Below are 22,025 nucleotides of genomic sequence, written 5' to 3' on the forward strand. Positions count from 1 at the left end.
TACTGAATCGCCGGTCAGTATCCGAAGGTGGGAGCACCCCTGTCAATGTGGCCCTTGCTGAATCACCGTTCAGTGGCTGGAGTCCGTCGTGCCCTGCGCGGCGGGCCTCGGCACCTCGCACTGATCCTTGAAGCCCTGGCTGGTCAGGCCGAGTGCGGAATTGGTGCGGGAGCGCATGTTCTCCACGGCGACCATGGTCGTCAGCTCGACCAGGGCCTTCTCGCCGAGCGCGGTCCTGAGCCGGTCCACCAGCTCGTCCCCGACCTCGGGCGGGGTGAGACTCATCGCCTCCGCGTACTCCATGACGTCGCGCTCCAGCGGTGTGTACGCCTCGCTCTCCCGCCACACCGGCACATCGCGCAGCTTGCGGGTGTCCATCCCCTGCCGATGGTTCTCCCAGTAGCCGAAGTCCATGCACCAGCTGCAGCCGATGGTCGACGCGGACGTCATCACCGCGAGTGCCTTCAGCTGCGGGTCCAGCGCCTTCCAGCGGCCGACCGCGAGCTCGAAGCGGAGCCCGGCCCACAGCACCGCGGTGTGGTGGGCGGTGGCCCGTACGGGGTCAATGACCTTCCCGTACGTACGGTTCGAGTACCACGACACGGCGCGGAAGAGGAGGGTGCGGGGCGGGTCGAGCGAGATGCGGGCGGTCATGTCCGGCCTCCTTGTGCGGTGTCCACCGGTGTCGGCGGGCTGCTGTCACGGATGCGACGGGCGGCGGCCGCCGGATGTGACATGAGCGAGTGGCCGAATGCGGAATCCTGCGATGGCTACGCACGTTGGATTCGGCATGACGGGAATCGATGCACAGCAGGACGCGCTCCTTCGGCTGGTCGCCGAGGAGAGTGGCGGGGTGCTCGTGACGCTGAAGCGGGACGGCCGGCCCCAGCTGTCCAATGTCAATCACTTCTACTATCCCGCGGAGCGGATCATCCGTGTCTCGATCACCGAGGACCGGGCGAAGACACGGAACCTGCGGCGCGATCCGCGGGCCAGCTACCACGTCACCAGCAAGGACCGCTGGGCCTGGACGGTCGCGGACGGCACGGCCGAGCTGTCGCCGGTCGCCGCCGATCCGTCCGATGCGACCGTCGAGGAGCTGATCACGCTCTACCGGGACGTACAGGGCGAGCACCCTGACTGGGACGATTACCGCAACGCGATGGTCCGCGACCGGCGGATCGTGCTGCGGCTGCATGTCGAACACGCGTACGGGCAGCCGCGTGGCTGAGGCGGCGGGGTCCGGCCGTCATTCCGCTGGCCGCCCCGTACTCGCGCTGTCTTACCCCCTGCTGATAATGAAACGACACCGACTCCCTCAGGAGATGTTGTGACCGGCGCTGACTCCTTGCATCCGCTCCGTACCCGGCTGCGTTCGCTGCGACCCGCCGCATTCGGCGCCGACCCGGGGGGTGCCCGCATGGAGCGCATCCGGAACTCGCCCAATTTCGCCGACGGAGTCTTCCAGAACCCGATGGGGGCGCGGACCAGACCGTCCGGCTCGACGCTGGAGTTCGCGAAGGTCTACTTCCGCAAGGAGGACCGGGTACGCAGGTCACCGAACGGCACGGTGCCCGTCCATGCGACCACCCTCGCCGACCTCGCCCGGCCGCCCGCCTCAGGGCTGCGGCTCACCTGGATGGGCCACTCGAGCGTGCTCGCCGAGATCGACGGCCGGCGGGTGCTCTTCGACCCGGTGTGGGGCGAGCGCTGTTCGCCCTTCGCGTTCGCCGGGCCCAAGCGGCTGCACCCGGTGCCGTTGCCGCTCACTACGCTCGGCCCGCTCGACGCGGTCGTGATCTCGCACGACCACTACGACCACCTCGACCTGCCGACGATCCGCGCCCTGGCGGGCACGGACACGGTCTTCGCGGTGCCGCTCGGTGTCGGCGCCCACCTGGAACGCTGGGGCGTGTCCGCCGACCGGGTGCGCGAGCTCGACTGGAACGAGACCACGAACATCGCCGGGATCAGCCTCACCGCGACCCCGGCCCGGCACTTCTGCGGACGCGGCCTGCGCAACCAGCAGCACACGCTCTGGGCGTCCTGGGTCGTCGCGGGCCCCGAGCACCGGATCTACCACTCCGGGGACACCGGCTACTTCCCCGGTTTCAAGGACATCGGCGCCGAGCACGGCCCGTTCGACGCGACGATGATTCAGATCGGTGCGTATTCGGAGTATTGGCCCGACATTCACATGACACCGGACGAGGGCATCCAGGCGCAGCTCGACCTGCAAGGGGGCAAGCCGCACGGTGTCATGCTGCCGATCCACTGGGGCACCTTCAATCTCGCCGTTCACCCCTGGGCAGAGCCCGGCGAGTGGACCAAGGACGCCGCCGAGGAAGCCGAGCAGCCGGCCGCGTTCCCTCAACCGGGCGAGCCCTTCGAGCCCGCGGGAACGCTTCCCCTCGATCCCTGGTGGCGGGCCGTGGCTGCCCCGATCGCACACCCCTGGCGCCGAAACAAAGCGACGGACGTTGCTCAAGGTCAGGACAATCGCGATCTTGATCTTGCGGGTGAGCGGTGACAGGGCAGGGGCGAACGCCTGACCGCAATGACGCAGGCGTTCGCCGAGATGACGGAGACCGAACAAAAGCAGGCGATCCAGGCGCTCGACGGTCCCCCTCGACGGGGGAGGGCTGCTGAGGCACGGCAGTACATCCCACTGCCCACCTCACGAAAGCCATCCGGCATCCAAGTCGAGACGCGGATCGTCAAGTCCTGACACCGAGGCCCCACCCTTCCGGCCAAAAACGGCGGGGTGGGGCTTTCGTATTTCCAGTACGGTCGGGGACTGGCGCGGTGGCTGATGCTCTGTTTCCAGTCCCCGCCGCTTCAAACCGTGCATGCAGTTCTCCCGCACACGGCTTTCCGACGTCGTTCACCGGCTGGCATGCGCTGTCACCCTGCGTACGTTCCGGTAAGACGGTAGATACCGAGCCGGGTGATCCACCCATAAGTAAATCGGGTGGCCCAGTTCCTGCCCGCGAGTCATGACGCGCCGCCTTGTCCGTCCGGGCCCTGGGCGAGGGTGAACCGACCCGGCTGCCGCTCGGCCGGCCCGCCTCGCGCGACCAGGCGTTTCGCCTTCGACCGCAGAGCCTCCACCTTGGCCGGCACCGCGTCCAGGCCGAACATCACGGCCAACTCCTGGCAGTTCAGCGGTCCTTGGTGGAGCCGGTGCTGGTCCGCGAGGGCTTCGAGGATGCGCTGATACTCCAACGACAGCACCGACCAGGCCAGCCCCTCACGCCACACCGGCACCTGCGACGTCGGTTTCGCCGCCTGCCTGAATGCCGAGCACGCGTCCGCGTCCCGGGGGCCGGAGGCGGCCTCCTCATTGGCGATGTTGCCGCCCTCCGGAGCCAGGACCTTGCCCACGCGCCTGCGAGCGATTGCCCACTCCTGCCGCGGCCAGCTCGGCCTGGACACGATCGGCTTCCTCACGCAACGCGTCGACCCGACGGCGAGCGGCGTTCTCGTGCTGTTCCAGCAGCCCTACGACCGACGGCGTCCGCAACCCCGGAGAGTGACGACGTCGACGACAGTAGCGCCAGAGTGCACAGACCGGGATCCGGCACCTCGCCCAGACCGGTAGGTATCCGTTCCACCGCGCGCAGGAGCAGGAGCAGGAGCAGGCCGTCGGCCTAGTTGGGTGGTGCGTCACATCCAGTCGTCGGGGCCGGGATCGCCGCCCTCTGCCCAGATCACCAGGCGGCGGATGTAGTGGGTCCAGCCCTCCGCGTGGGCGGCGCATGCCTCGGGGGAGGGGAGGCCGTGGTGCGCGAGGCGCAGCAGGGTGCCCTCGTCGACGCGTTCGAGGGTGATCTCCACAGTGCTGGAGCCGGGAGGTACAGACATGTCGCCCTCGGCCCAGCCCCAGGTGAAGACGATCCGTTTGGGCGGGTCGATCTCGATGAACTGGCCCTGGGCGATGTTGTCGCCGGTGACGTTGGTCCGGTAGGCGCCGCCGGGCTCGAAGGTGAACTCGCCGTCCTTGCCCATCCATGCGAGCCACTTGTCGCGTTCGGTGAAGAAGGAGAACACCGTCTCGGGGCGGGCGGCGATGTGCCGTTCCAGTGTCACTACTTCTGTACTCACTGTGCGATCCTTTCGGACTTCTCGCTGCGCTCGGCCGCTTCCGCGAGGGCGGCGAGGGTGTCGAGTTTGGTGGCCCACATGGACTGCAGGTAGTCGGCCAGCGGGCCCATGGCCTCGCGGTCGGCCCGGTAGAACCGCCTCTTGCCGTCCTGGCGCAGCGTAACCAGGCCGGACTCCCTGAGCACCTTGAGGTGCTGCGAGACCGCGCCGAAGGTGACGTCGAAACGCTCGGCGATCTCGCCCGCCGACAGCTCCGAGTCCCAGATCAGCCGCAGAATCTCGCGACGCCTGGGCTCGGCGACCGCCCTCACCGCATCCATGTCGATCATTTTAGTGCCCACTGCAATTTGCCAAGTCGCCGAAAGTAATTTTAGTGTGAGCTAAAGCGAAGGGTCGGCACTCAGTCGAGTCCCCGACGAGAAGGACTCCCCATGGCTGACATCGCACTGCAGATCCGTATCGCCGCCGACCCGGAGACCGTGTACCGCGCGATCTCCACCGCCGAAGGCGTCGCCGGCTGGTGCACCACCGGTGCTGAGATCGGTGAGGGCATCGGCGCCCTGCACCGGCTGTCGTTCACCGGCGCCCCGATGACCTGGGACTTCCGCATCGACGAGGCTGCGGCCGGCAAGCGCCCGGCGCAGACTGTGGTCGCGGGGCCGCCGCAGTGGATCGGCACTGAGATCGTCTATGCCCTGGAGGCCCATCCCGAGGGCGGCACAGTGGTCCGGTTCGACCACGCCGGGTTCGCCGAGATCGACGACATGTTCCGCGAGGTCACGATGGGTTGGGCCGGCATGTTTGCCCGCCTGAAGGATTACGCGGAGACCGGCATCCCGGTCCCGTACTTCACCTTCTGAGCCCCGCCCCCATCCCTCCATTACCCGCCCCCATCCCTCCATTCCCCCCACCCCCAGGAGCAGTAATGTCCGAGATCACCTTCCGGACCGACATCGACGCCGACCGCACCAAGGTCTACGAGGCGCTGGACACCCACGACGGCCTCACCGGCTGGTGGACCACCGGAGTCGACCGCGACGGCAAGATCCTCCTGTTCGACTTCCCGCAGATTCCCGAGCCCTTCCGGCTCCGACGGGACCGGGCGGACAAGGAAGAGATCTTGTGGACGTCGATCGGCGCCTTCCCTCCCCACTGGTCCGGGACCGTCATCACCTGGCAGCTGACCGACGCCCCCGACGGGACCGGCACGCGGGTGGACTTCCGGCACGCTGGTTTCGCCGCCGACGACTCCGACCTTCCGTCCACGGCCGAAACCTGGGGCCAGCTGATGTACCGGCTCAAGCAGTACGCCGAGACGGGCACGCCCCAGCCCTTCTTCACCCTCTGATCAGGCACTCCGATGACGATCGACGCGGCGGCGGAGCGGGTGATCCCGCTCCCGCCCGGCCGGGTAGCGGCGTACGCCATTGCTCGCTGACCAGCACCCGGCCGGTGCCGTGCGAGACGGTCATCCGCCGCACCCTGAACCGACTCGATGCCGATGCACTCAACCGGGCGGTGGGCGTCTGGCTTGCCGGCCGTCGTACGCAGCCCGGCCCGAGGGCCCGGCGGGCGGTGACGGTGGAAGGCAAGGGCCTGCACCGTGAACGAATCCCCTGATCCTCAGGACCACCCAGGGGCAGGGGATGGAGCTCTGTGAGCCACTCGATGTCGCGTCCGGTAGGCGCGCAGACGCGGAGCTTCCCGCAACGCGTTGGGCCCCGCCGCTACTTCGGCGACTGAGGTGTGTAGCGGGATGCGCGGGCGTGGCGTTCGAGAGAGCTCTCTTTGCCGATTGAGGGCCACCTCATGGTGCTCGTTGCGGTTCTCGGAGTCGCGCTGCTCGTCGCGGTGCTGTTCTCCGGGCTTGCCGCCCGTACGGTCCTCTCCACCTCGTTCCTCTTCCTCGTGGGCGCGCGGTCGTGACGCTCCGGGCGTCTGAGGGGTTCTCGTCGAGTCGCGAAACCCGGCCTGAACTGCGGCTTCTCTCGCCTCGCCGTCTGCGACATCTTTTCGATGACGCATCATGTGGAGTGCGTCGCGATCCTTGAACCCGTCGCGAAAGGCGCCTGACCTGCGGTTTTGTAAGTAGGCATTATGTGCGGCGTGGGCGTTACGGGCGATACCTTGACGCTGAAATGACGCTCGCGACGCTCGTTTTGATGGGTCGTCAGTCGCTGCGCATTGCTGGTCAGAGACTCTGCTGACTAAGCGGGTGTGGCAGGTTGCCGGGAATTTCGTGGTGCCAAGCGGTCATACTCAGCCACATGTGTGGAGCGCCCAGCAGGTTCTTGGTCTGCTGGTGGTACACCGTGTGCATGGCTCTGGCCAGTGCAAACGCGCTGTGTGAAGTGAAGCTCCCCCCTTGACCTGGACAGCCTGATACTGGGACGGAAGGTCCCGGAGGAAGCAGTCGCAGGTAGTGAGCAAGAAGAGCAACATGAGCAAGCGGTACACGGGCGAGTTCAAACGCGACGCCGTCGCGTTGGCGCTGTCGTCGGACAAGACGGTCACCGAGGTCGCCCGGGGCCTGGGGGTGAGCCCGGAGGGTCTGCGTGGCTGGGTGAAGCAGGCCGAGGTCGACCGGGGCGAGGGGCCTGCCGGGACTCTGACCAGCGCCGAGCGGGAAGAACTCGCCCAGCTGCGGCGTAAGGTCCGTGAGCTGGAGAAGACGGTCGACATCCTGGGGAAAGCGACCGCCTTCTTCGCGCAGGACAAGATGAGGTAGACACCGCCACGCGGTGCCGCTTCATCGACGCGGAGAAGACATCGGACGACAATCATGCAGGTCACAGCGTTGCGCTGCTGTGCCGTGCGCTCGGAGTGCCGCGCTCTACCTACTACGCGCACCGGGCGGCCGCGTCAGCGCGCCGGGTCGCGCGGCGCGAGGAGGAACGCCTGGTGGACGAGATCCGAGTGCTCCACGCCGGATCGCGCGGCGCCTACGGGGCCCCGCGGATCCACGCCGCTCTGCGGCGGGCCGGGCGGGCGGTGAACCCGAAGAGGGTCGAGCGGCTGATGCGCAAGTACCGGATCGTCGGGATCACCCGTCGCCGGCGTCGGGGCCTGACCAGGCAGGCCAGGCGGGCGGTGTTCGCCGCCGACCTGATCGGCCGGGACTTCACCGCCCCCCGTCCCGGGATGCGGCTGGTCGGTGACATGACCGAACTCTTCACACTGGAAGGGAAGTTGTATCTGGCGACCTGCATCGATCTCGCGACGCGGGAGGTGATCGGCTGGGCGATGGCCGACCACCACCGTGCCGAGCTGCCGGTCGCCGCCCTGCGGATGGCGGCCGGACGCGGTGGTCTGGAGGACGGCTGCATCATGCACACCGACCGCGGCAGCGAATACACGAGTGCTGAATTCCGCACCGAGATACGCAAGTTGCGCATGCGACAATCGATAGGACGTGTCGGCTCTTGTTACGATAACGCTGCTGCGGAAAGCTGGTTCGCCGTCCTCAAAGCGGAGATCGGAACCACCGTCTGGGAGACCCGCGAGGCCGCCCGGGCCGACGTCTTCCGCTACATCGAGATCGAGTACAACCGCAGCCGACTCCGCAGACACCCCGAGTACGGGTACGTCACCCCACTCGAAACGAGAACCTTGCTCAAGCAAGACCTCACCCCCGCAGCGTAAACACCCGCTGTCCAGGACCCGGGGGGAACTTCATGTTGCTCTTGCCACTCAACCTGGACTGCTTCCTCCGGGACCAATCCGTCCCAGTATCAGGCTGTCCACTTCAGAGGGGGAACTTCCGGGGAACTTCAGGGTCAGGACAATCGCGATCTTGATCTTGCGGGTGAGCGGTGACGAGGCAGGGATGAACGCCTGACCGCAGTGACGCAGGCAGGCGATCCAGGCGCTCGACGGCCCCCCGACGAGAGGCTTACTGAGGCATGGCAGCAGAGCGCACTGCCCACTTCACGAAAGCCATCCGGCATCCACGTCGAGACGCGGATCGTCAACTCGTCGCACCGAGGCCCCACTCTTCCGGCCAAACGGGGGAGTGGGGCCTCCGTGTATCGGACTGTGAGACCGGTCGCACGTAGCATCGGTGCCGCGCGGCGTGCTCGCCGCGCCGCGGCGTTGAGTGTCAAGACCAGAACGCTCCAGCCTGCGCTACCGGACCCGCAGCTCGGACAATCCCGGAACTCGCCCCGTCACCCGCACCATCGTCCTGCGGCTGCTCGAACTGCAGATCACCTAAGTCGTGACTAGTAGGTGTAGTAGGGGTAGTAGGGGTAGTAGGGGTACACGGGATAGACGGGGTACACGGGATAGGCGGTGGGCCCGTATCCACACTCGTACGGGTGCCAGTTGCACCAGCTGGTGGGTGCGGCCTGCGACGCGGTGGTCTGTGCCGGAACCTCTGGGGCCGCCTGGGCTGTTGGCGCAGCTATTGAAAACGCAAGCGTTGAGGCCAAGGCGGATGCACACACGAACGCTGGGATTCGTCTACGCACAGTTCTGGTCATGATGTACCTCGTCCTGTGGAGACCCCCGAGTTCTGCTGTTCCCCCGTATCTCCACGCTCCGCCTCTCACCGGCCCCTGGCAACCCCTCCGCGCCTGTCGGCCGAGGTATGTGCGCTTCGCCTCGCTCCACGCAGGTCAGAAGGTCGACGACACGGTGAAGGAAGCCGACGCTCCTGCTGATTGATGAATCATTCACTCAAGCCGGCGGCCCGCCTCCACCACCAGTACGGGGGCCTGGCGGCAGGAGCGGTGTCCTGGGGGACGTTCATTCATTCACCGGCGTGTGTAGACGATCTCTCCGAAGACCACGGTGACCGGCTGCTCGACCTGCCGATACACGTAGATCTCGCCCAGCGGCGAGCATCGGCTCTCGGTGATCGAAATGAAGGATCTTCGCGGCGTTGCGTCCCGTGACCATGTCGCTGATCGGGACGTACACCCCGTCGGACTCGATCACGTCGCCGACTTCGCCCTTGCCCATGCAGCGCACCCACCTGGCCATCTCCTGAGCGTCCCCCCGGATTCAAGGGCGATACACACGGTTCCCCGGCCGTTCACCGCTTCCCCCACGGACACGGCGCCCTGAAGCGACGTTCATAGCCGTACTTCACACCTTGCGGAGCGATGTTCGGTCCGGCCGGGTACAGGCCGCTGGCCAGTTCGAAAACCGTGACTGTGCGAGCACGGAAGGCTTTCCGTACTTCATCAAGCTTGTGCGGCGGGCCACCCCGGGGGGCGGTCCGCCGCACAAGTGGTTCAGGTCCCGCGTGTGAGTGGCCGGCTCTTGGTCAGCGGAGACCGAAGGCCCGGATCACGGTCTGTGTGACCGCGTTGCCGGCACTGTCGTGGGCGTGAGCCCGAAGCGAGACGAACTGGGCCCCCTTCGGGGCGGACAGCCCGAACCGGCCGTCGTCACCGCTGGTGATCTCTCGCCAGGTGTGTCCGTCGTCGTAGGACACCTCCAAGGTGACCGCTGACAGGGTGCCGGCGCCCGTGGCGTGGTCGAGGTGGGCGACGGATGCCGTCAGTGTCGCGTTCTTGGCGGCCTTGCCTGCCGCGTCCGTGTCGACGCCGTAGTTGATCTGCATGAGCGGCAGGACTGCCTGCTCGTCCCCCGCCGGGGCCTGGGAGGTGAAGTCCCACTCGGTGTGCGTGGTGGAGGAGTACGGGCTCACCGTGCTGTCCCGGTTGGCGTCCAGGACGAGGCGGTAGGGCAGCTTGCCGGCGCCGGGTGCGTCAGCCTCCACCTGGGTGTTTTGCGAGTTCTGGGCCAGTCGGGTGTCACCCTGGTAGAGCGCGAGGGTGTGATGCATGCTCTGGTAGTCCATGGACATGCCGACGTGGTCCGAGCCGCCGCCCCAGGCGGGGACGTCGAGGATCAGGTGGCTCCCGCTGCGGGTGGGCGACTTGTAGTTGTTGTTCAGGTACGGGCGCTCGATCGGCTTGAACCACTCCTGCGCCTGCGTGCTGCCCGCCTTGTACGTGGTGCGCGGCTCGATCTCGTAGACCAGGCCGTCGACGTACGCTTCCTGGCCCCAGGAGTATCCGGGCCCGGTGGAGACCCAGTCGACCCGCTGCGAGTTCATCGGCTCCGACATGGGCATACCGATCCCCCACTTCGGGTTGTAGGCCGGCCAGTCGTAGCGGAACTCGCCGCCGCCCAGGGTCGCATCGGGGCTGTCGAAGGTGACGTTCACCCGCGCGAGGTTCTTCGGGCCGCCCTGGACGACCATGTTGTCCGGGATCTCGTTGTGCCACGTCTTCATCAGGTCGTACACGTAAGCGCTGGCCGACTGGGAGTCCGCCGAGAGCATCGCCCCGTGATCGGAGGCCTGGCCGAAGAGCTTCTCGCCCTCGTCCGTGCTCAACAGCGTGACATCGATTCGGGCGGGGGTCCCCGTCCACGGCTCCTTGCTGTAGCTCCGGAACCCTCGCCCGGGTGTGTTGTTCACGACCAGCAGGAGCTTGGCGCCCGCCTCGATCGCCGCGGCGGCCTGGCCGGCGTCGCTGATCGTGTCGTTGCGGCGGACGACCACCGCCTTGCCCCGCGCGTCCAGACCTGTGTAGTCCGCGCTCGTGCCGTCGCCTGCGGCCACGAGCGGCAGCCTGTAGTGCCCCTGGGGCAGCGGGGTGACGTCCTGTTGCCGGAGGGCGTCGGTGAACTCGGTGGTCTTGGTGGCGATGGCCAGTGCCGGCTGCTCCTTGCGCCAGCGGGCGCCGAGGTAGAAGTCGCCGTGAGTCACCTTGTGCGTGGTGGGCTGGGCCCACAGGCTGTCGTAGTTGGTCTGGGTCTCCATGTAGTCGCGCCAAAGCTGACCGCCCATCAAGCGGGTGTACTCCAGGCGCTGGTAGGTCGCCTCGGTCCGCTGCGGCGTGGTCATGTCGATCCGCTCGATCTTCGCGGCGTCCAGGGTGACCGTGGTGTCGTGGTCTATCACGACATCGGGGTCCCCGAGCAGCGCCATCCCCATCGAGTGCGGGCCGTGGATGCCCTGCACGGCCTTCCATTCCAGCACCGAGTAGACGTCGTCCGGGAGGTAGCCCTCCGCCGTGCCGGTCTCGTCGACGATCCACTGCTGGGGCGCGTCGTCGCCGAACCGCAGCAGGTCGACGACCCCTGACATCGGATTTCCGTGTGCGTCCTTGAGGACCAGGGTCAGCTTGTGCGCGACGTCGCCCAGCGACACCGCCGTGTGGGTGACGACCTTCCCCGCCGTGTCGGCCGCGACGACCTGGCCGGTCCAGCGGCCGTTCCCGGTCGCTGTGGAGCCGTCGATGGTGACCGTGACCTCGGCGGTGCCGTGCGCCGGCACGACGACCTGGGGGGTGGACAACTGGAACATTCCCGCAGGGGCGTTCGGGGCCTGAACGGACAGGTCGAGGGCGACCGGCAGGTCACCGATGTTGGTGTACGTGACCGGACGTTTCGCCGCGTCGGACCCGTCCGCCGGCACATGGGCGGCGAACGCGGTCGCGGAGGCGAAGACGCCGGCGCCCAGCGCCGACGGGACGTCCACCCGGCCGCTGCCCGCCTGGAAGGCGTTGTACTTGGGCAGCTGCTTCGAGCTGCTCACCAGCAGGTCCTTCAACTGGGAGCCGGTCAGCCCGGGGTGCGTGGCCGCGAGCAGGGCCGCGGCGCCCGCGACATGCGGGGTGGCTTGAGAGGTCCCGCTGAACGTCAGGTAGCTGCCCTCGCCGAACTGCGCGTATTGGGAGCGTGCCGCCAGCACGTCGACGCCGGGCGCGCTGATCTCCGGCTTGAGCGCGCCGTCGACGCGCGGGCCCTGGCTGGAGAACCAGGCGACGTCGTCCGAGGAGTCGACAGCCCCCACGGTCAGGGCGGCGTCAGCCGCGCCCGGGCCGCCGATGCTCTGGTCCGTACCGGTGTTGCCCGCGGCGACCACGAACAGGGCCCCGGTCTCGGCGCTCAGGCGGTCGACCGCCGTGCTGAGGGGGTCGGTGCCGTCGGACGGAGTCGGGTTGCCCAGGCTCATGTTGATGATGTCCGCGTGCTGGTCCACCGCGGCCCACTCCATGCCGGCCAGCACCCAGGATTCTGCGCCGGAACCCGCGTTGGAGAGCACCTTGCCGATGTGCAGGTCCGCGCCGGGGGCGACGCCCTTCTCCTTGCCGTCCGACGCGGCGCCCGTGCCGGCGATGGTGGACGCGACGTGGGTGCCGTGCCCATGACGGTCTGTCACGTCCTCGTCCGGGACGAAGCTCTGCGAGGCCGCTATCCGGCCGGCCAGGTCAGGGTGTTCGGCGTCGACGCCGGTGTCCAGGACGGCGACGTCCACGCCCTGTCCGGTGTCACCGGCCGCCCACGCCTGCGGCGCGCCGATCTGGGAGGTGGACTCGGCGAGATCCGCCTTCACAACCCCGTCGAGCCAGATGCGGGCTATACCCTCGCCGAAGGCTGGCGTGCCGGACGGGGACGCGGCTGCCGCGGTCCTCGCCGACGCCGGCGTGGAGGTGACAGCCCGCCAGAAGACGGCCGACTGGTCCCGGTCCTCGGCCAGTGCGGCACCCTGGACACTGCCGAGGGCCTTGACCCGGGTGGCGCCCTTGGGGGTTGTGGAACGCAGCCCTGAGGCGGCCTTGCTGCCGTACGAGACGATCAGCGGCAACTGGTCGCGATGGGCGTCGTCGTAGCCGTCCGCGACGAGCCGGCTGATGTTGAACAGGCGCTTGTCCAGCGTGCCCGCCGCCACGTAGCGCATCGCGGCCTCGGGGATGACGTACAGGTCACCGTTGGATTCCATGACGTGCGCGTCGGCCGGTGCCCCGGTGGCGCTGCGCACATCGACGGTGCCTCCGGCCTTGCTGCCGGTCTGCCGGGTGGTGACGACGTCCCCCGTGACCAGGGTGACGGTGTGGACGCCGGACGGCACCTTGTGCGGCGTCGTCGGGGCGGAGTCGGACGTGGCGGCTGTCGCGGCGTGGGCGGCGGACAGGGCGGCTGGTTGTGCCAACGACAGGAGGGCGGCGCCGGCGACGGCGAACACACTCCAGCGTCTCGGTGATGATCTCAAGGGATTCCTTGACTGTTCCGTGGGGCCTGGTCGGCCCGCAAGGGGTTCATGACTGAAGTGACGGATCGGCGGGGGATCGGATGACCGACGCTGTGGACCGATCGTGGGGGTTCTGGGATCGCGGCCGGTTGGCGTGGACGATCAGAGTTAAGGCTTGTGGCCGGGAGATGTATAGATCAGACTCGTGTCTGAAATCGCCAGCTGGCGAATCGCGCCAACAGGCCCGACGGCCCGCCGGGCGGTGACGACCAGGAGGACGTCCGGTGCTCGGTGCCCTTGGGATCAGCGAGTTCGACGAGCGGGTCTACCGCGCTTATCTGGCCAAGCCGGACCGGACAGCGTGGGAGATCGCCGAACACCTGGGCACCACACCCAGCCGGATACGGCACGCGGTGGCCCGGTTGGTGGAACTTGGCGTGCTGCGAAAAGAACGACACGGCCAGTACCAGCCGCTCAGCCCGCGGACCGCGTTGAGCGCACTGCTCGCCAGGCGCCGAGCCGATACCGAGGCGGCGCTCACTGCGGTGTGGGACGCGGTCGACGACCTGGCAAGTGAGTACCGCGCCAACCGGCTGCAGGGGGATCCGACCGGGCTGGTGGAGGTGATCACTGGTGAGGCGGAGGTCACCCTACGGGTGGCCGAGCTGACCCAATCGATGCGCACCCACTTCTGGGTTCTTGACCGGCCCCCGTACCTGGGCCCGTACAGCAACGAGTTGGAGGAGACCTTCACGATGGACCTGCTGGGCCGCGGCCTCGACATACGGTCCGTCTACACCCCGGAGGCGCTGGAGCTGCCTGGCCGATTCGAGCTGATCACCCGTATGGCCAAGCAAGGCGAGCAGGCCCGGCTCCTGCCGACCCTGCCGTTCAGGCTGCGGATCATGGACCGTCATGTCGCGCTGCTCGCACTGATCGGAGGACGGTACGACAGAATCGCCGTCGTCCATCGGTCGGGCCTGCTCGATGCGATCCTCGAGCTGTTCGACGTCTACTGGCAGCGGGCACACCCCATCGTCTCGACGGCCCCGGAGACCTCCGACCAGCCGAGCACGGATGATCTCTTGCTGTTGAGAATGTTGCAAGCGGGCTATAAGGACCAGGCGATCGCCCGGCAACTGGGGACGAGCGCGCGCACCGTGACCCGCCGGATCGCTGCGATCGCGTCCCGGCTCGGCCTCGAGACCCGATTCCAGCTGGGCACCGAAGCCGCCAAGCGAGGTTGGATCTGAGAGGGCGTCTTGCGCCGTCACGGTCCTGGATGTTCGCGGCAACAACGTGTACCGCCAGCAGGAGGTCGAGCGTGTCGGTGACGATGAACCGCCTGCGGCCTTTCACCCTCTTCCCTGCGTCAAACCCTCTGGTGGAATCGGGGGCGGTGCCGGCCGTGCGCACGGACTGAGAGCCGATGAGCCCCGCGCTGGGTTCGACACTGCGGCCGGCGGCCACACGGACCTGGTGACGCAGCGCGTCGTGCAGCCGCTCCACGGTCCCGTCATCGTGCCACCACGTGAAGTACCAGCACCTCCGCCCGCCTTTCGGCCCGACCCTCGCGGCCGGTAGTAACGGCTCCACCAGGGCCCACTGTTCGTCCGTCAGGTCCGACGGGATACCCGCCCCAGAACCACTCACGCAGTCCCCAACGACCGGCCCAGCCCTGCGACACGGCAGATCTCAAACGCGCTCTCGGGCAAATCAGGGAAGTCGATACTGGGCAGAATCTCGAACGCCTGCATTGGGGTTTGCCTTGTAAGTTGCATTTCTGCCCCGCTGCTCGACTGAGACGTCTAGGTGGGTTGGCCGGTCTGCCTCAGATGGCAGGTTCCGAGTCATTCGACGGGCTCCGCCTTGCCCCTCCCGAATCCGGGTAGGAAATCGTGCCAGGATCGAAGCCAGCCTCTCCTCAGCGAATGTATCAACCGCGTTCCTTGGCGTAGTTGACAACGCGGCAATGAAGGGGTGAGGGGCACGACTGTCACGATCTCGGTTGAAACATGCCTTGCGTGGGACTCCTCGTAAAAGTGCGAGTCTCGATTCCTATCAGGCATCACTTCCCCCTGTAAGTGCGGTTTTGACAGTCTGCTTGGAAGGTTGCGGCCTCCACAGAGGTTCCGCCCCACACGACACCCGTGGCCCACTCGTGGGGCCTTTTTCATGCCCGAAAGGGGACAGTGTGAGTCAGGTTTCCAAGGTTCCGTCCGTAGCGAAGGGCGAGGTCAGCTACCAGGCCGAGCGTGCGCCGGGCGAGCGCCCGGCCGGTCACCAGAAGTACAGCGGTGAGGTGCCGGGCCTTGAGTGGCCCAACTATCTTCCCTGGTACGCGACTTGGATGCGTTGGGTCGCTCAGAAGGCTGGGGTCTCCAGCCTCTGCCCGCGTACCGCAAGCGTCTGCACAGCGATGCAGTGGTTCAAGAACGCCGGACGGTGGAGCGCGTACCCCGCGATCGGTGCCCAGGTCATCTACGGCACGAGCGGCAGCACCCACACGCGCATCTGCTACGCGTACGACGCGACGTACATCTACACCTACGAGGGCAACACTTCCCTCAGCAACACGCGAACGGGAACAAGGTTATGGCCCGCAAGCGGGCTCGACGGGATGTCTACGTTCACGGCCACGAACTGCCGAAGTTCACCGAGGGCTCACCACCGCTGACCCGTTGAAGAAGGCCAAGAGCGGCTTCACGTACACAGCCGCGCATCCGCGTCGGCCAGCAGTTCGGCGGTATCCACGTCAAGCCGGGCAGGTCGAAGTCGGTGATCGTGAGGGCCGGCCAGACTGGGCTTCCGTGTGTCCAGGCCGATCGGAAAGGCCAAGTGGGACGTACACACGAATCCGGGGAATGCCTACGCACAGTTCTGGTCGTGACAGTTTTCGACCTGTGGAGACCCCCGGGTTCTGCTGTGACCCTCAGGACTGACCGCCCGTAACTCCACGCTCCGCCCCTCGCCCACCTGCAGGGTCCGAAATCCGATGCGCATTGTCAGCGCTCGAAGCTCACCGGATACGCAAATCCGGGATTCGGTGCGCAACGACTCCGGGGCGTAGCTGCCGGCCCGCAGCGGGATGCGGTCCCGGGTGTGCCGTGATCCACTGAGAGAGCAGACATGACGGCGTCCGTGCGCGGGCGTGGGACCGAACGGCCGATCCTCAGGGCTCGGAAGGGGCTTCCCCATGAAGGTCGTCGTGGATCTCACACGGTGCCAGGGATACGCACAGTGCGCTTTCGCCGCACCGGATGTGTTTGCCATCCGGGGGGACGAGGCGCTGCTGTACGACACCGATCCGGACGACGCGCAGAGGGAGAAGGTCGCGCGGGCCGCGGCGGCCTGCCCGGTCCAGGCCATCTTCCTCGACCGTGACGACACCCGGATCCGGCAGCCCGCGCCCGAGACGCACGTGGCCGCCCCCGACCCTGGGGGAGCGTTCAAGCGTACGGGGCGCATCGTCATTGTCGGGGCGTCCCTGGCCGGCCTGCGGGCTGGTTGGACGCTGCGCCGGGAGGGCTTCACCGGCTCGCTGACCGTGATCGGGGACGAGCCTCACGCACCCTATGACCGGCCGCCGTTGTCCAAGCAGGTCCTCATGGGTCAGGTTCCGGCGCGGCGTACCGGACTGCCCCGCCGCGACGAGCTCGACGCGCATTGGCGGTTTGGAGTCGCGGCCACGGGCCTTGACCTGAGCGGCAAGCAGGTGCTGCTGGCCGATGGCGCGAAGGTGGGATTCGACCGGTTGCTCATCGCCACCGGGGTGCGGGCATGCCCGTGGCCGAACGAGGCGGAGGCCGCGCTCGACGGGCTGTTCGCGCTGCATACGCCGGAAGACGCGGAAGGGCTGCGGCAACGGCTGGCGGCCGGACCCGGCCGGGTGCTGGTCATCGGTGCCGGGTTCACCGGCTGTGAGGTCGCCTCCGCCTGCCGCGAGTTGGATCTGCCGGTGACCGTCCTCGAGCGGGGCCCGGCCCCGCTGTCCGGGGCGCTGGGCGCGGTGATCGGCAGCGTTGCGGCGCAGATGCAGCGCGACAACGGCGTCGACCTGCGGTGCGGCATTCGGGTCGAGTCGCTGGAAGGCGATGACAGCGGGAGGCTGCGGCGCGCCCGTCTGTCCGACGGCAGCACTCTGGACGTCGAAGTGGCGGTGGCCGCGCTCGGCAGCATCCGCAACGTCGAATGGCTGGAAGGCTCGGGGCTGGCGGCTGGCGGCAGGGGGCTGGGGGGTGGCGTGCGATGCGGGGTGCCGCGCTGTCGACGTCAACGGCGTCGTGACCGACGACGTGTTCGTCGCAGGCGACGTGGCCCGCTGCCCACACCCCGTCTACGACTACCAGTACCTCTCCCTGGAGCACTGGGGCAACGCGGTCGCCCAGGCGGAGATCGCCGCGCACAACATGATCAGCGCCCAGAGTGAGCGCTGGCCGCACCTGGCGCTGCCGGAGTTCTGGTCCACCCAGTTCGGCACCGAGATCAAGTCCGTCGGCGTCCCGACCCATGCCGACCAGGTCGTCATCGCCCAGGGATCGGTGGCCGAGCGCCGCTTCGTCGCCGTCTACGGCTACCGCGGGCGGATCACCGCGGCGGTCGCCTTCAACCAGGCCAAGTGGCTGGAGTTCTATGCAGGACTGATCGACCGGGCGGCGCCGTTCCCGCCGTCCTTCCGCACCGTCGACCAGGCCACCGACGGGCGCCCGGTCGCGGTGGAGGTCCCGGAACGGCCCACCCCTCAGGCCACGGTCGTGGTGACCGGTCACGGACCCAGTGAACGGCGGGCCACGTTGGTCCGCAGAACGTACCTGTGACCCCTGCCCAGGCCACCGCACGTCCCTGATTCCCGAGTTGCGGGAGACGCCCACCATGGCTCAGACCAGCATCTGGCAGCAGATCCTCGATCCCTCCCGCCGCGCCGACCCGTACCCGCTCTACACCGAGCTGCGCAAGACACCCGTGGTACGGGTGGAGGACGGGACCTACGTCGTGAGCACCTACCGGGAGATCGTCTCCCTGCTCCACGACCCACGGCTCAGCTCGGATATGCGTAACCTCCCCGAGTCGGCCGCCGGGGCGTCGGCGCAAGGGCCCGACGAGGGCCCTGCCACGCTCCCGCCCAGCTTCATCCAGACCGACGCACCCGCGCACGACCGGCTCCGGCGGCTGCTGACGTGGAACTTCGGCCCACCGCACCGTCCCGGTCGCATCGACACCATGATTCCCCGCATGTTCGAGATCGTGACCCGCGAGATCGACGGCTTCGTGGGGAAGGACCGGTCGGGTACGACCCGGGTCGACATCGTCGACGACTTCGCCTACCCCTTCCCGGTCACGGTGATCTGCGAGCTGCTGGGAGTACCCCGCGAGGACGAACCACGATTCCAGGCACTGTCCGACGCGGTCGTCCGGGCCGCCGACCCGACCACCGGCGGGATCGCGGAGCGGCAGCGCGGACGCGCGAAGGCCGTCGCCGACCTGGGCCAGTACTTCGCCGAGCTCCTCGATGCCCGCCACGGCCAACGGGGCGACGACCTGCTCTCCGGGCTCCTCGGCGGCGACGGCGACGAGGCGCCGATGGCACCCGGAGAGATACTGAGCAACGCGGCTCTGCTGCTCGTCGCCGGCCACGAGACGACCGTCAACCTCATCACCAACGGCACGCTCACCCTCCTGCGGCACCCCGAGGTGCTGGACCGGCTGCGCCGCGGCGACGAACCCGATCTGGCCGCACGGGTGGTCGAGGAACTCCTGCGCTACGAACCACCGGTGCAGTTTCTGTCCAACAACCGGAACACCCTCGACGACATCGAGATCGCCGGCACCACCATCCCCAAGGGCTCACCGGTCACCCTCGTGCTCGCCTCGGGCAGCCGTGACCCCGACTTCGTCCCGGACCCCGACCGCTTCGACCCCGACCGCGAGCACAACGAGCACCTCGGCTTCGGCGGCGGTATCCACTACTGCTTCGGTGCACCGTTGGCCCGTCCCGAGACGCGGATCGCCCTCACCGAGCTGGCACACCGGCTGAAGAACCCCCGACTCGTCGCCGACCCACCGCCCTACCGCGCGAGTCCGTCCCTGCGCGGCCCCCGTCACCTCCTCGTCGAGATCGACGGCGTCAACCCCGGACAACACCGCCCACCATGACCATGCACCGCACTCACCTGAGCACCCTCCGGGCTCGTGGATTCGCGGGTCCTGCACCCACCTCCTGCAAGCTCCTCCACGCCTACTGCGGAGGTGTCTGCGCTCGGAACGGCCCGGACCGACCGGCAGGCCCGGACGGTCCGGGCCGTTCGCGTGCGTACGAGGGCCCCTTTCGCCCGGCGGTACGGCTGCCGGGCGACCCATGTCAATGCGGCGTTATCGGTCTCTTGTGCGAGAGCTCATACCAGAGCGGGACGGATGGCGGGCAAGTTCTACAACTGCCCACCACGGATGCTCGGTCTATGACTACCGTGTGTGGTCGGTGATTAACGGTGGGCTCATATCTTTCGGGCCTGCCCGACCGATGACCCGAGCCTGCCCGACCACCGTAGGTGCCACCACATGAACGCCGATTTCTGGTGCCTCACGTACCGAGGACGCTGATGTCTCAACTTCGCGCACCCGAAGCGCGACCGGAACGCCGAGAAGGCGGGCGGCACGGCCGGCCGGGGGCCCGTGCCCACTCGGCCACCGCCGGGCCGCGCGCCGCACAGCTGTCCCCCGATGCCCGCATACGGCCTCAGATCTTCCGCGCGGCCGTGCTGCCGGCCATCGCCGTCGCATTGAGCGGCGCCGTGGCAGTCATCATCACCGTCCGCTCCACGAGTGCACCGATGACCACCCAACTCTGGACCGCGCTGGGCGGATCTGCGGCGCTGGCCGTCGCCGCTGTGGTCGCCGCGTTCCTCGGCGCCAACCGGGTCGCCACCACCGTCCTCGGCCGGTGTCTGGCTCTGCGCCGTGCCAGTGCACAGGAGCAGGCCGAACTGCAGCGGGTGGTGGAGCAGTTGCGCAACGGTGAACCGATGCCCGCGCGGCGGCCTCCGCAGCCCGTCCCGCCCGGCAGCGACGCCTTCGACCTGCTCGCGCAGGAAATGGGCCGCTCGCACGAAGGGGCTGTGGCCGCAGTGGTGCAGGCGTCCCGGCTCACCCACGAATCGGGCGAGGAACAGCGGGTGGAGGTCTTCGTCAATCTCGCCCGCCGGCTCCAGTCGCTCGTACACCGTGAGATTCAGCTGCTGGACGAGTTGGAGAACGAGGTCGAGGACCCCGATCTGCTCAAGAGCCTGTTCCACGTCGACCATCTCGCCACCCGCATCCGCCGGCATGCGGAGAACCTCGCCGTCCTCGGCGGCGCTGTCTCCCGGCGGCAGTGGAGCAACCCGGTCACCATGACCGAGGTGCTGCGCTCGGCGATCGCCGAGGTCGAGCACTATCCGCGGGTCAAGCTGGTGCCGCCGATCGACGGCACGCTGCGCGGGCACGCCGTGGCCGATGTGATTCATCTGCTGGCCGAACTCGTGGAGAACGCCACCGTGTTCTCCGCCCCGCACACCCAGGTGCTGGTGCGCGCCCAGCTCGTCACCGCCGGGCTCGCCCTGGAGGTCGAGGACCGCGGGCTCGGCATGCCGGGCAACGAACAGAAGCGGATGAACACCGTGCTCGCCGCCCCCGACCGGGTCAACGTCGCCCATCTGCTGCAGGACGGCCGGATCGGACTGTTCGTCGTCGCGTCACTGGCTCGCAGGCACGGCATCGAGGTCCGGCTGCAGAGCAACATCTACGGCGGCACACAGGCCGTACTGGTGCTGCCGCAGTCCCTGCTCGGGGTCGAAGGGGACGTGCCCACGACGGCCGACGCCGCCCCGGTCCCACCGCCCGGCCCCGTACACCGGCCACCGGCCCAGGACGACAACGCGCACCAGCGGAACCTGAGCCCCGCCCCGGCCCCGAACCGGCAGTCGCAGGTGCCTAGTCAGCCGCTGCGGCTGCATCAGCCACCGCAGCAGTTGCGAAGGCAGGGCGAAGCCCCACCGCTGACGCTGCGTGCCGAGCGTGTCGACCGGCCCACCCCGGCTGACAGCCGCCCCGGCGTCCAGCGCCCGGACGACGCGATTCCGGCGCTCCAGCCCGACCCCGGAGTCGTACGCGGCACGATGGGCCGGCCCCAGCTCCCCAGGCGCACCAACCAGGAACACCTGGTCCCGCAGCTCAGGGAGGCCCCCGCGCCGCGCGCCGAGGATGAACAACCCGTCCTGCACGACCCCGGCCTGGTGGCGTCCTTCCGCCGGGGCATCGAGCTCGCCGAGGCCCGCAGCGCCTCGGACACCGACACCGCGCAGGCCCCGGGCGCCACCCCCGACACGCCCGCACCACAGGCCTGGCAACCGCCGGCCCCACTCGAACCGCTGCCGGTGCGCGGACTCACCGCGCCCGCCGAACCGGCGCACCCCGCCCCGGACCCCCTCGAAACGAACACCCTCAAGGAGTAGATGCACCATGGCGACCGATATGCCGTCCGGTCAGGTCACGGACCTCGACTGGCTGCTGAGCGGGCTGGTACAGCGTGTGCCGTACACGCGCAGCGCGGTCCTGCTCTCCGCCGACGGGCTGGTGAAATCCCTCCACGGCATGGACGCCGACAGCGCCGACCACATGGCGGCGCTGGCCGCCGGCCTGTACTCCCTCGGCCGCAGCGCCGGGGCGCGCTTCGGCGACAACGGAGAGGTCCGCCAGGTGGTGGTGGAGCTCGACTCGACGCTGCTGTTCGTCTCCACCGCCGGTTCCGGCACCTGTCTCGCCGTCCTCGCCGGACGCGAAGCGGATGCCGCGGTGCTCGGATACGAGATGACCATGCTGGTCAAGAGCGTCCGGCCGAATCTGATGACCCCGGCCAGACAAGCGGTCGGGGCACCGAGCGCCACGGGGCTGTGAG

14 protein-coding genes and 5 pseudogenes are annotated in these 22,025 nt (G+C 68.3%); 13 read left to right on the top strand and 6 right to left on the bottom strand.

Annotated elements, in window-relative coordinates:
* Positions 1 to 69: 69 nt before the first annotated feature.
* Positions 70 to 654 (bottom strand): carboxymuconolactone decarboxylase family protein, encoded by a 585-nt coding sequence (locus ACWCP8_RS04960; protein ID WP_451114190.1) that lies wholly within the window; start codon positions 652 to 654, stop codon positions 70 to 72.
* Between the two features lie 136 nt (positions 655 to 790).
* Between ACWCP8_RS04960 and ACWCP8_RS04965 the strand changes: the two genes are divergently transcribed.
* Both ACWCP8_RS04965 and ACWCP8_RS04970 read left to right on the top strand, forming a co-directional pair.
* Positions 791 to 1,231, top strand: a complete 441-nt coding sequence (locus ACWCP8_RS04965; RefSeq protein WP_356005172.1) for a PPOX class F420-dependent oxidoreductase — start codon at positions 791 to 793, stop codon at positions 1,229 to 1,231.
* Between the two features lie 99 nt (positions 1,232 to 1,330).
* Positions 1,331 to 2,530: an MBL fold metallo-hydrolase gene (locus tag ACWCP8_RS04970; RefSeq protein WP_451114192.1), complete on the top strand. Its 1,200-nt coding sequence runs from the start codon at positions 1,331 to 1,333 to the stop codon at positions 2,528 to 2,530.
* A 464-nt stretch (positions 2,531 to 2,994) separates the two neighbouring features.
* Here the strand turns inward: ACWCP8_RS04970 and ACWCP8_RS04975 are convergent.
* The 3 genes and pseudogenes from ACWCP8_RS04975 to ACWCP8_RS04985 all read right to left on the bottom strand — a co-directional run bounded on the left by ACWCP8_RS04975 (position 2,995) and on the right by ACWCP8_RS04985 (position 4,424).
* Positions 2,995 to 3,523: pseudogene (locus ACWCP8_RS04975) on the bottom strand (hypothetical protein).
* 143 nt (positions 3,524 to 3,666) lie between these two features.
* Positions 3,667 to 4,104: an SRPBCC family protein gene (locus ACWCP8_RS04980; protein WP_451114194.1), complete on the bottom strand. Its 438-nt coding sequence runs from the start codon at positions 4,102 to 4,104 to the stop codon at positions 3,667 to 3,669.
* Entirely contained in the window at positions 4,101 to 4,424 is a 324-nt protein-coding gene (locus ACWCP8_RS04985) for an ArsR/SmtB family transcription factor (protein WP_451114196.1), read from the bottom strand. Before ACWCP8_RS04985 ends, ACWCP8_RS04980 begins: the two co-directional genes overlap by 4 nt.
* Before the next feature lie 111 nt (positions 4,425 to 4,535).
* On the opposite strand from ACWCP8_RS04985, the gene ACWCP8_RS04990 reads away from it, so the two are divergent.
* The 4 genes and pseudogenes from ACWCP8_RS04990 to ACWCP8_RS05005 all read left to right on the top strand — a co-directional run.
* Positions 4,536 to 4,964, top strand: a complete 429-nt coding sequence (locus ACWCP8_RS04990) for an SRPBCC family protein (protein WP_451114198.1) — start codon at positions 4,536 to 4,538, stop codon at positions 4,962 to 4,964.
* A gap of 65 nt (positions 4,965 to 5,029) precedes the next feature.
* A complete protein-coding gene (locus tag ACWCP8_RS04995) occupies positions 5,030 to 5,452 on the top strand; it encodes an SRPBCC family protein (RefSeq protein WP_451114200.1) in 423 nt (140 codons plus the stop codon).
* A gap of 1,092 nt (positions 5,453 to 6,544) precedes the next feature.
* Positions 6,545 to 6,832 (top strand): transposase, encoded by a 288-nt coding sequence (locus ACWCP8_RS05000; protein ID WP_451114202.1) that lies wholly within the window; start codon positions 6,545 to 6,547, stop codon positions 6,830 to 6,832.
* Positions 6,833 to 6,843: 11 nt separating this feature from the next.
* Positions 6,844 to 7,746: pseudogene (locus ACWCP8_RS05005) on the top strand (IS3 family transposase); the annotation flags it as partial.
* A 1,627-nt stretch (positions 7,747 to 9,373) separates the two neighbouring features.
* Here the strand turns inward: ACWCP8_RS05005 and ACWCP8_RS05010 are convergent.
* Positions 9,374 to 13,117, bottom strand: a complete 3,744-nt coding sequence (locus tag ACWCP8_RS05010; protein ID WP_451114204.1) for a S8 family peptidase — start codon at positions 13,115 to 13,117, stop codon at positions 9,374 to 9,376.
* 263 nt (positions 13,118 to 13,380) lie between these two features.
* Between ACWCP8_RS05010 and ACWCP8_RS05015 the strand changes: the two genes are divergently transcribed.
* Complete coding sequence (locus tag ACWCP8_RS05015; RefSeq protein WP_451114206.1) at positions 13,381 to 14,349, top strand: helix-turn-helix domain-containing protein; 969 nt, start codon at positions 13,381 to 13,383, stop codon at positions 14,347 to 14,349.
* A gap of 10 nt (positions 14,350 to 14,359) precedes the next feature.
* Here ACWCP8_RS05015 and ACWCP8_RS05020 read toward each other — a convergent pair.
* Positions 14,360 to 14,749: pseudogene (locus ACWCP8_RS05020) on the bottom strand (transposase); the annotation flags it as partial.
* Positions 14,750 to 15,290: 541 nt separating this feature from the next.
* Here ACWCP8_RS05020 and ACWCP8_RS05025 point away from each other — a divergent pair.
* From ACWCP8_RS05025 to ACWCP8_RS05050, 6 genes and pseudogenes are all read left to right on the top strand, one after another.
* On the top strand, positions 15,291 to 15,773 hold the full coding sequence (locus tag ACWCP8_RS05025) for a hypothetical protein (protein WP_451114207.1): 483 nt from the start codon (positions 15,291 to 15,293) through the stop codon (positions 15,771 to 15,773).
* 519 nt (positions 15,774 to 16,292) lie between these two features.
* Positions 16,293 to 16,457 (top strand): annotated as a pseudogene (locus tag ACWCP8_RS05030) (ferredoxin); the annotation flags it as partial.
* Positions 16,458 to 16,517: 60 nt separating this feature from the next.
* Positions 16,518 to 17,913 (top strand): annotated as a pseudogene (locus tag ACWCP8_RS05035) (NAD(P)/FAD-dependent oxidoreductase).
* 55 nt (positions 17,914 to 17,968) lie between these two features.
* Complete coding sequence (locus ACWCP8_RS05040; protein WP_451114209.1) at positions 17,969 to 19,249, top strand: cytochrome P450; 1,281 nt, start codon at positions 17,969 to 17,971, stop codon at positions 19,247 to 19,249.
* A gap of 443 nt (positions 19,250 to 19,692) precedes the next feature.
* Positions 19,693 to 21,582, top strand: a complete 1,890-nt coding sequence (locus tag ACWCP8_RS05045) for an ATP-binding protein (protein WP_451114211.1) — start codon at positions 19,693 to 19,695, stop codon at positions 21,580 to 21,582.
* A gap of 7 nt (positions 21,583 to 21,589) precedes the next feature.
* Positions 21,590 to 22,024, top strand: a complete 435-nt coding sequence (locus ACWCP8_RS05050) for a roadblock/LC7 domain-containing protein (RefSeq protein WP_356002263.1) — start codon at positions 21,590 to 21,592, stop codon at positions 22,022 to 22,024.
* Position 22,025 lies beyond the last annotated feature (1 nt).

The organism is Streptomyces sp. NPDC002206, assembly GCF_053593595.1.

What these genes read in the sequence shown, in the direction of transcription:
- ACWCP8_RS04995 (WP_451114200.1), top strand. Translation starts at nt 5,030, where the DNA reads ATGTCCGAGATCACCTTCCGGACCGACATCGACGCCGACCGCACCAAG.
- ACWCP8_RS04960 (WP_451114190.1), bottom strand. Translation starts at nt 654, where the DNA reads ATGACCGCCCGCATCTCGCTCGACCCGCCCCGCACCCTCCTCTTCCGC.
- ACWCP8_RS04965 (WP_356005172.1), top strand. Translation starts at nt 791, where the DNA reads ATGACGGGAATCGATGCACAGCAGGACGCGCTCCTTCGGCTGGTCGCC.
- ACWCP8_RS05045 (WP_451114211.1), top strand. Translation starts at nt 19,693, where the DNA reads ATGTCTCAACTTCGCGCACCCGAAGCGCGACCGGAACGCCGAGAAGGC.
- ACWCP8_RS05050 (WP_356002263.1), top strand. Translation starts at nt 21,590, where the DNA reads ATGGCGACCGATATGCCGTCCGGTCAGGTCACGGACCTCGACTGGCTG.
- ACWCP8_RS04985 (WP_451114196.1), bottom strand. Translation starts at nt 4,424, where the DNA reads ATGGATGCGGTGAGGGCGGTCGCCGAGCCCAGGCGTCGCGAGATTCTG.
- ACWCP8_RS05000 (WP_451114202.1), top strand. Translation starts at nt 6,545, where the DNA reads ATGAGCAAGCGGTACACGGGCGAGTTCAAACGCGACGCCGTCGCGTTG.
- ACWCP8_RS04990 (WP_451114198.1), top strand. Translation starts at nt 4,536, where the DNA reads ATGGCTGACATCGCACTGCAGATCCGTATCGCCGCCGACCCGGAGACC.
- ACWCP8_RS05040 (WP_451114209.1), top strand. Translation starts at nt 17,969, where the DNA reads ATGGCTCAGACCAGCATCTGGCAGCAGATCCTCGATCCCTCCCGCCGC.